General features: G+C 70.8%; 9 protein-coding genes. 2 read left to right on the top strand and 7 right to left on the bottom strand.

What is annotated here, in order from left to right; genetic code table 11:
- Positions 1-26: 26 nt before the first annotated feature.
- From LADH09A_RS12575 to LADH09A_RS12590, 4 genes are all read right to left on the bottom strand, one after another.
- Complete coding sequence (locus LADH09A_RS12575) at positions 27-791, bottom strand: ferredoxin reductase (RefSeq protein WP_238645084.1); 765 nt, start codon at positions 789-791, stop codon at positions 27-29.
- A gap of 7 nt (positions 792-798) precedes the next feature.
- A complete protein-coding gene (locus tag LADH09A_RS12580; protein ID WP_238645068.1) occupies positions 799-1398 on the bottom strand; it encodes a sulfite oxidase-like oxidoreductase in 600 nt (199 codons plus the stop codon).
- Between the two features lie 75 nt (positions 1399-1473).
- Complete coding sequence (locus LADH09A_RS12585) at positions 1474-2499, bottom strand: TerC/Alx family metal homeostasis membrane protein (RefSeq protein WP_238645069.1); 1026 nt, start codon at positions 2497-2499, stop codon at positions 1474-1476.
- Between the two features lie 227 nt (positions 2500-2726).
- On the bottom strand, positions 2727-3137 hold the full coding sequence (locus tag LADH09A_RS12590; protein WP_179778796.1) for a DUF2267 domain-containing protein: 411 nt from the start codon (positions 3135-3137) through the stop codon (positions 2727-2729).
- A gap of 155 nt (positions 3138-3292) precedes the next feature.
- Here LADH09A_RS12590 and LADH09A_RS12595 point away from each other — a divergent pair, with 155 nt between their 5' ends.
- Together LADH09A_RS12595 and LADH09A_RS12600 are read left to right on the top strand one after the other, a co-directional pair.
- Positions 3293-3565 (top strand): DUF2795 domain-containing protein, encoded by a 273-nt coding sequence (locus LADH09A_RS12595; RefSeq protein WP_184186396.1) that lies wholly within the window; start codon positions 3293-3295, stop codon positions 3563-3565.
- A 42-nt stretch (positions 3566-3607) separates the two neighbouring features.
- Complete coding sequence (locus tag LADH09A_RS12600) at positions 3608-4273, top strand: DUF1345 domain-containing protein (protein WP_238645070.1); 666 nt, start codon at positions 3608-3610, stop codon at positions 4271-4273.
- A gap of 304 nt (positions 4274-4577) precedes the next feature.
- Here the strand turns inward: LADH09A_RS12600 and LADH09A_RS12605 are convergent, their stop codons facing one another.
- The 3 genes from LADH09A_RS12605 to LADH09A_RS12615 form a co-directional block, all read right to left on the bottom strand.
- The gene (locus tag LADH09A_RS12605; RefSeq protein ID WP_238645071.1) at positions 4578-5246 is read right to left on the bottom strand and encodes a hypothetical protein; all 669 of its coding nucleotides are present in this window, start codon (positions 5244-5246) and stop codon (positions 4578-4580) included.
- 183 nt (positions 5247-5429) lie between these two features.
- Entirely contained in the window at positions 5430-6404 is a 975-nt protein-coding gene (locus LADH09A_RS12610; RefSeq protein ID WP_238645072.1) for a pirin family protein, read from the bottom strand.
- Positions 6405-6942: 538 nt separating this feature from the next.
- The gene (locus LADH09A_RS12615) at positions 6943-7503 is read right to left on the bottom strand and encodes a hypothetical protein (RefSeq protein ID WP_238645073.1); all 561 of its coding nucleotides are present in this window, start codon (positions 7501-7503) and stop codon (positions 6943-6945) included.
- Positions 7504-8380 lie beyond the last annotated feature (877 nt).

Genomic DNA, 8380 nt, shown 5'->3' on the forward strand with positions numbered 1-8380 from the left:
CTCCTCGACGTTGCGGGGGCGAGCGGTCAGCCGGTGGGACCGAAACGTTCGGTCTTGACCTGCCGCGACGGGTGGCCGAGCCCCACCAGCAGATCGGCCACGGTTTCCACGAACGCGGTCGGGCCGCAGACGTAGGTGAGCGGTTGCAGGTCCGGTGGCCAGCCGTGCGTGTTGACGTCCGCCAGACCGATGCGGTGCGGTTCGCCACGCCAACCCTCGGGCGCCTCCCGGGTGTAGACGTACGCGATGTCCAGGCCGAAGTCGTCGCGGACCCGACGGCGCAGCTCGTCGGCGTAGATCACGTCACTGGGCGTGCGCACCGAGTAGATCAGCCGGAACGGCACCTTGCTGCCGGCCGCCCGTCGGGCGCGGATCATCGCCATCAACGGCACGATGCCCGAGCCGCCGGCGACGAGCTGCACCGGCGCGGTCTCCTCCGGCCGCCAAATGAACCAACCACCGAGCGGTCCGCGGACCTCCAACGGGTCGCCGTCACCAAACACATCGATGAGGTACGGGGACACCTCGCCGTCGTGCACGCGCTGGACGGTCACCTCGACACGCGGCCCGCCCGGGCCGTCCACGACCGGCCCTGCGATGGAGTACGACCGGGCCGCCTGGTAGCCGTCCGGTGCGGTCAGCCGCAGGTCGACGTGCTGCCCGGGCAGGTGCCCCGGCCAGTCCGGGACCTCCAGCACCAGGGTCTGCGCGGTCCGCGTCTCCACCCGGCGCTCCACCAGGCGGGCGACCTGCCACCGGTTGGCCGTCCGCGGCGGTTTGCTGGTCGCCACGGCGCGCTCAGTCACCCTGGTACCGCTGTTCGCGCCACGGGTCGCCGTAGTCGTGGTACCCGGCGGTCTCCCAGAACCCTGGCTCGTCCATCGTCTTGAGCCGGAGGCCGCGCACCCACTTGGCGGACTTCCAGAAGTACAGGTGCGGCACCAGCAACCGCGCCGGCCCACCGTGCTCGGCGGGCAGCGGCGCGCCGTCGAAGGTGTGCACCACCCAGGCCCGGCCGCCGCGCAGGTCGTCCAGCGGCAGGTTGGTGGTGTACCCGCCGTAGGAGTGCGCGAGCGCGAAGTGCGCCCCCGTGTCCACGTCGGCCAGCAGAGTGTCCAGTGAGACGCCCTGCCAGTTGGTGCCGAGCTTGGACCAGCGGGTGACGCAGTGGATGTCCACCATCGGCGTCTCCTGCGGCAGGGCCATCAACTCCTGCCACGACCACCGGTGTTCGCTGCCGTTCTCGGCGGCGATGACGAACTCCCAGGTGTCCAGTGGCACCCGGGGCGTCGGGCCGGCCGACAGCACCGGAAAGTCCTCGGTCAGGTACTGACCGGGGGGCAGGGCCGGCTCCTGCGTTCGGGGCCGACCCTGAAAGCCCGGTGACACGATTCCCATTGCACAGTCGTACCACCACGACGGCCGGGGCGGGAGCTTTCCCGCGTACCTCCTCGTCGCCCCGGCGGGGCGCGGTCAGCGCCGCTCGGTCACGACCTCGCGCTCCTCGGGCACGTCGCCGCCGCGGGTGGCGCGCAGGCTGGTCACGGTGACCACCACCAGCACACCGATGATCACGCCGAGCGAGGCCAGGGTGGGGATCTGCGGCACGCTGTCCCAGATGCCGTGCGCCCAGTGCAGACCGAGCTTGAGGCCGATGAACGCCAGGATGATGGCCAGACCGTAGCTGAGGTGCACCAACCGGCTCAGGGCCGCGTGCAGGACGAAGTAGAGCGCCCGCAGGCCGAGCAGGGCGAACGCGTTGGTGGCGAAGACCAGGTACGGGTCCTCGGTGATGCCGTAGACCGCCGGCACCGAGTCGACCGCGAAGACGATGTCGGTGGCCAGCACCGCCACCACCACCAGGGCGAACGGGGTGAGTGCCCGCTTCGCGCCCTGTCGGACGGTCATCTTGGTGCCGTGGTAGTCGTCGACCACCGGCATGACCTTGCGCAGCAGCTTCACCGAGCGCATCTTGTTGATGTCGACTTCCTGCTGATGCCCGGACATCGCGTCGCGCAGCAGCTTCACCGCCGTGGCGATGAGGATGATCGCGAAGAGCAGGAAGGCGAAGTCGAGGGTCTGCAACGCCGCCGCGCCGAGCGCGATGAAGACGGCCCGCAGCACCAGCGCGCCGGCGATGCCGTAGAGCAGCACCCGCTGGGCGAGCACCGCCGGCACCGCGAACGCGGCCAGCAGCAGCATGAAGACGAAGAGGTTGTCGACCGAGAGCGACTTCTCCACCAGGTAACCGGTCAGGTACTCCACACCCTGCTGGGAGCCGAAGCGGGCCCAGAGCCAGCCACCGAACGCCAGCGGCAGGGCGATGTAGAACGCCGACCAGCCGATCGCCTCCCGCATGGACACCTCGTGCGGGCGGCGGGTGACCAGGAAATCAAGCACCAACAGCAGGAGCACGCCGATGATCGTGACCGCCCACAGCGTGGGCGTGCCCACCGATGACAGGTCGCTGGCGGCGGACAGGATTGACACGTCACTCATATGGGTCTCCTCGAACACGTCATGTTCGAGGTCTCCTTCACCCACCACCTGATGGGCAACCACCCGAGGCGCGCCGGGCGCGCCGTACTGACCGGAATGGTTCGTGGGAAGTACTCCCCTCGCACGACAAGGTTAGGCCAGGCTGAATCGCCATGCCAAGCGGGACATCGATGGTTGCCCTGGTAAACCGCTGTGCGTGCCCGGGACGACCGCTGTGCGTCCTCGCGTCAGCCGCGGCGCAGCGTCGCCCCGGGGGCCATCGCCTGTTCGACCAGACCGCGGTAGTCACGCGGCAGCTGGGTCGCCACGTCGTCGAACTCACCTCCGGTGATCGCCTCGCGCAGGGTGGTGAAGACCGCCCGGCTGGCGTCCCGGGCCGCCGGCTCGTCCACCCCGGCCCGCAACGCGACCCGGGCGACGAACTCGGCCGCCCCGAACCGGTCCGCCTGCTCGGTGCTCGGGCTCGGCTTGAGCACCAGTTGCAACGGTTGGGGCAGTTGGGCGGCCAAATCCAGGTTCTCACCGCCGGTCAACCGCTCCGCGAACGTCTCCAGCACGGCCCGGGTCAGCTCGACCGCCCGCTCGGACGACGTCGCGGTGCGCTGGGAAACCTGGTCGATGAAGGTGTCGTAGTTCATCACGTACTCCCTTGGGCTCGCGTCGGCGCCTGCGGGTACCCGCGGCGGCCCGGTGGAAACGGCGCCGGAATCCTCCGCCGGGTGGGCGTGACGAGCCGGCGGGCGGGTAACCGCCGCCGGTCGTCACCACATCGATGCCCGAGGGAGCCCATGCCATGGCGAGCTACGCCGACGTTCTGCAGTACCTGTCGAGCCTGGACTACCCGGCCGAGAAGAACGACGTGGTCCGCGAGGCCGAACGGGAGGGCGCACCGCCGGACGTGCTGAAGGCGCTGCGCGCCCTCCCGCCGGTGGACTACGCCAACGGGACCGAGGTGGCCCGGTCGGCCGGGATCGAGGCGGCACCCGAGGTGGGCCCCGCCCAGCGGGCCGAGCAGGCGCGGGACAAGAAACACAACCGGGTCTCGCAGCACCTGCGCGGCATCTGACCCGACGGTGACGCCCGCCGCCCTGACCCCGGAGCGTCCCGGATGACCCAGACCGGTCCCGACCGGCCCGCGGACGTACGTTTTCCGGCTGCGAAGCAGCTCGCCGTGGTGGCGGTGGTCGGCGTCATCGCCGGCAGCGCCTTCGCGCTGCTGCTGCCACTGCCCCTCGCCGCGCTGGCCGGCTGGGACGTGGGCGCACTGAGCTGGCTCGCGCTGGTCTGGCACAAACTCTGGCCGATGGACGCCGAGCGGACCGCCAAGCTGGCGGTACACGAGGACCCGAACCGGGCGATCCGGGACGCGTTGCTGCTCGTCGCCTGCCTGGTCAGCCTGCTGGCCGTGGGCCTGGTCGTGGCCAGCGCGCAGAGCGCGCCACCCGGTATGTCCCGCGAACTGCACAGCGGGCTGGGTGTGCTGAGCGTGTTGCTGTCCTGGTTCGTGGTGCACACCGTCTTCGCCGCACGGTACGCGCGGATCTACTACACCGGCCCGGACGGCGGCGTGAACTTCAACCAGCCCGACCCACCCCGCTACTCCGACTTCGCGTACGTGGCGTTCACCATCGGGGCGACGTTCCAGGTCTCCGACACCAACCTGACCAGCAACGAGATGCGCCGTACGGTGCTGCGGCACTCGATGGTGTCGTACCTGTTCGGCGCGTTCATCATCGCCGTGACCGTGAACCTGCTGGCGGGGCTGGCACGCTGAGGCTGGGCGGCGGGAATGGCTCTGCCAGCCGAGCGGCGGCGGTGCTGAAGGGCCAGGGCGACCCCGGGGGCGTCACGGGGTGGGGCTGGCCGGTATTCGCCGGGACAGGCGGGCGCCCCTGGTCACGAACCGCGACCTAGGGCGCCACGCAAACCTGCCCAGGCGGTGAGCCGCGTCCGAACCGGTCGCGGTCACCAGGCGGTGGATGCCCGCTCGAACCGAGCGGCCAGCACTGCCGGGTACAACCATACGACAGAACATCCTCCGTTTGGTCAGAATTTGGCGAAGTGTGTGCCACGGCACGTCACGGCCGACCGCTGACCTCCGCGTACCGGTGCTCAAGATCGACCCGGGCCAGCGCCCCCACCAACCAGGCCAGCTGCTCCGACTCGCCGCTGGCCAGGCCGGCCAGGTCGTCCGCCGACCGGCCCAGCCCGAGCCGACGGGCAGCGGCCAACGCCCGCCGGTCGGCGACCGGGGCCACCTCCCGCCACAGTGCCTGAGCCTCGCGCAGAAACAGGTCGACGACCTGGTCGTCCACGCCGGGAAGCTCGGCGAGGAGCGCCCGCTCCCGAACCGGGTCGTGGTGCGCCACCGCCCGCAATCGGCGCAGATCGCCCCGGTACCGCTCCACCACCGTGCGGCCCAGGTCACCGAGCACGTCGGCCAACGCGTCCACGTCGCCGCGCTGACCGCTGGCGCGCAGCACCCGTACCCGGTCCTCGTGCAGCGAACGGGCCAACCTCGCAGCGCTGTCCCACCCCTCGTCGCGCAACGCCCGGGCCCCGTCCAACGCCCGACGGAAATCGCCCCGACGGGCCAGCAGCACCGCGAGGTAGAGCACCTGGAACAGGCTCGCCGGATTGTTGGTCACCCGAAAGCCGTACTGCTCGGCGAAGCCCCGCCCGCTGCCGGCGAGCCGGCGCGCCAGGCGCTTCCGGTCCTCGACCGGGGTGATCAGATTGGTCGGCATGTCGGCGACTACCCGCGCGACCGTTGGTCACACGGGCCGCGATGGGCGGGCGTCGGGCCTGCGTGCGTGCCTGGCGGGTGCCCGCGGCTCGGGTGCCCGCGGCTCGGGTGCCCGCGGCTCGGGTGCCCGCGGCTCGGGTGCCCGCGGCTCGGGTGGCCCGCGGCTCGGGTGCCTGGGGTGGTGTCAGCCGTGCAGGCCGCCGGTTCGGTCGCGGGCCTTGAGACGGGTCGTGGGCAGGGCAGGCGCCGGCAGCGGCGGCGCCGAGTCGTCGGCGACCACGCCGAACCGTCGATCCCCCGCCATCCAGTCCTCCCGGGCGGCGGCGATCTCCTCGTGGGAGCGGCCCACGAAGTTCCACCACATCACCAACGGCTCCTCGAACGGCGTACCGCCCAGCAGCAACAACCGTGCCCCGGCCCCGCCCCGCACGGTCAGCTCGCGGCGGCCCGTACCCAGGTAGAGCAACGCCCCCGGCTCGAACCCGACCCCGGCAGCCTCCGCCGACCCGGACATCGCCAGCACCGCGTACTCGAAATCGGGCCGCAGCGACAACGTCGCCGGCGCCTCGCCACCCAGCTCGATCTGCACACCCACCAGCGGGGTGTGCACCACGGCCGGTGACCGGTTCCCGCCGAACTCGCCAACCAGCAGGGTGCAGTCCAGATCGCCGTCCCGCCAGCGCGGCAGGTCGGCGTGGTGCGCGAAGTCCGCAGCCCCAGCTCGCGCCGGATCCGGCAGCGCCACCCAGAGCTGCACGCCGTGCATCACCGGCGGATGGGCGGCCGGCGAGCGCTCCGAGTGGGCGATCCCGTTCCCGGAGGTCATCACGTTCAGCTGACCGGGCCGGATCGGCTGCACGTTGCCGAGGCTGTCCCGGTGCAGGATCTCCCCCTCCAGCAACCAGGTCACCGTCTGCAGACCGGTGTGCGGGTGCGGCGGCACCTCCATGCCAGGCCGCTGCGCCACATCGTCCGGGCCGAAATGATCGACGAAGCACCACGCGCCGACCATGCGGCGGGGACGCTGCGGCAGCAGTCGCCGCACGGTGGTGTACCGACCCAACGGCACGTCGTGGCCAGGCAGCAACACGCTGCCGGGATCAACGTCGGCCACACCAGGTGGTCGGGTCTGCGCCAGCATCGATTCAGTACGCTCCACCGCCCGACTGTACGCCCGCGCGCCCGCGACCCCGGCGCTTCCTGCAGGGGCGGGGTGGGGTTCGCCGTGGGGTTCCGAGCTGGGTTTCCCGGGCCGGGCGGGATTCGCCCGGCGGGATTCGCCCGGCGGGATTCGCCCGGCGGGGTTCGCCCGGCGGGGTTCGCCCGGCGGGGTTCGCCCGGCGGGGTTCGCCCGAGGGCTCAGCGGGTTGTGTTGTCATCGGCAGGTTCCGTCGGCGACTCCGGTTCGCGATCCGTTCCGTGCCCCACCGCGGACCACACCTGGTCCCTCCGCCGGTCCCCGTCGGGAGGTACGAACACGTCCGCCGATCGGATCACTTCGCGCCGACTGCGGACGCGACCGCGCCACCAACGCGAGATCTTGGACAGTTTCCGTTCGGGCCTAACGGTAACTGTCCAAGATCTGCCGGATCTTGTTTTGCCTCCTCGTGTTCGTGCGGGATATGCCGCTGGCCGGCACCCCGGGTGGGGTGCCGGCCAGCGGTCGGTGTCGTGGTGCTGTGGTGCTGTGGTGGGGGTCAGCTGTTCCAGTGCTGGGCGACCAGGTCGGTGGCCTGCTGCTCCCACTGGGCGTACGCGTCCGGGTAGGCGGAGACCTGGACGGTCTGGGCGGCGTCGGTCAGGGGCATGTCCTGCCACCCGTCGACCTGCTTGAGGCCCTTGAGGAACGCCGTCGTCGAGTACTCCGGGTTCGTGATCTGCTCCGGGGTGCCCCAACCACTGGACGGGCGCTGCTGGAACAGGCCCAACGAGTCGTGGTCGTTGGCGTCACCCAGGTGACCCAGGTTCTCCAACTTCGACTCCTGCAGACTCGTGGCGATCGAGATGACCGCGGCCCGCTCGGGCAGGCCAGCCTTCTTCGTCGCGGCGATGATCGCCTTAACGTTCGCGGTCTGCTCATCATTCAACGCGATGTGGGACTGGTCGCCCTGCGGCTTCGGCGCGTCCGACTGCACCGCCACGGCGACGGGCTTGGCATCAACCGGGTTGGCGTGCGCGACGATCGGACCGGCGAACACACCACCGGCGAACGCGAGACCAGCAACAGACAACATGCCCTTACGGAAGATCGTGTTCATGGGGGAAGCTCCTTCAGGGGTAGGAAACACCCAGGCCACCGATGGGGGTCGGCGGTACAGGGTGTGAGCACCTCGTCCGGCGCTGCATCAATACCAGGAAAGTCTTGGGGAGGTCGGCGCCTGACAAGCCGGGGGCTCATGGCGCCGGGGTCGGCGGCCGGCGAGCGGAGGGCTCGGGCACCGGGGTCGGCGGCCGGCGAGCCGGGGCTCGGGCACCGGGGGTCGGGGGGCCACGAGCCGGGGGCTTGTGGCGCCGGGTCCATGTGTAACGACCGGGGGGCCGGGGTCATTCCGGGGTTGGCCCATCCACCGGCACCCTCTGCGAAGCGGTGGCCGGGGAGTCGCTCGTCGGGACTGCAACGACCCGGGGGTCAGGGACATTCCGGAGGTGGCCCATCGCGTGACACCCCAGAAACGGGGTGCTCGCTGCGGGAGGCCTCAACGATCCGGCGGGCGTCGACATTCCGATCCCGCCACCAGCCGCGGTGGGCGAGCCGGTGTTCCTGCGATCGTCAGGGTGTGTAACGACCCCGCCCCGGCCACCATTCCGACCCACGGGTGCAGCCGGTCACAGGCCCAAAGGCCTCCATACCTCGTGACAGGCGCATCCTCGCGCACGGCTAACCACCCATACCGGGCAAAGCCCTTACCGGGGGACCATAGCTGAGCCGTCGAGCACCACCACCGGCCGTGATCGACTCGGCTTCCTGAAAATCGGGGCATCAGAGACGACGTGACACCCCGACTTCAAGAAACCCGAGTCGATCACGAACCCAAGAACGGGCAGCCGGTAGCAATGTAGGCGGAAACGGGCACAGTCAGGTGAGACCCACCGGCAGGGCCAGGGTGAAGCCAAGCCGGACAGGACCAAGAACGC

This window comes from Micromonospora cabrerizensis, assembly GCF_022230955.1.
GTDB classification, from domain to species: Bacteria; Actinomycetota; Actinomycetes; order Mycobacteriales; family Micromonosporaceae; genus Micromonospora; species Micromonospora cabrerizensis.

Bases quoted from the DNA above. Each gene is read 5' to 3' on its own strand.
- LADH09A_RS12580 (WP_238645068.1), bottom strand. From the start codon at position 1,398: ATGGGAATCGTGTCACCGGGCTTTCAGGGTCGGCCCCGAACGCAGGAG.
- LADH09A_RS12585 (WP_238645069.1), bottom strand. From the start codon at position 2,499: ATGAGTGACGTGTCAATCCTGTCCGCCGCCAGCGACCTGTCATCGGTG.
- LADH09A_RS12590 (WP_179778796.1), bottom strand. From the start codon at position 3,137: ATGAACTACGACACCTTCATCGACCAGGTTTCCCAGCGCACCGCGACG.
- LADH09A_RS12595 (WP_184186396.1), top strand. From the start codon at position 3,293: ATGGCGAGCTACGCCGACGTTCTGCAGTACCTGTCGAGCCTGGACTAC.
- LADH09A_RS12600 (WP_238645070.1), top strand. From the start codon at position 3,608: ATGACCCAGACCGGTCCCGACCGGCCCGCGGACGTACGTTTTCCGGCT.
- LADH09A_RS12605 (WP_238645071.1), bottom strand. From the start codon at position 5,246: ATGCCGACCAATCTGATCACCCCGGTCGAGGACCGGAAGCGCCTGGCG.
- LADH09A_RS12615 (WP_238645073.1), bottom strand. From the start codon at position 7,503: ATGAACACGATCTTCCGTAAGGGCATGTTGTCTGTTGCTGGTCTCGCG.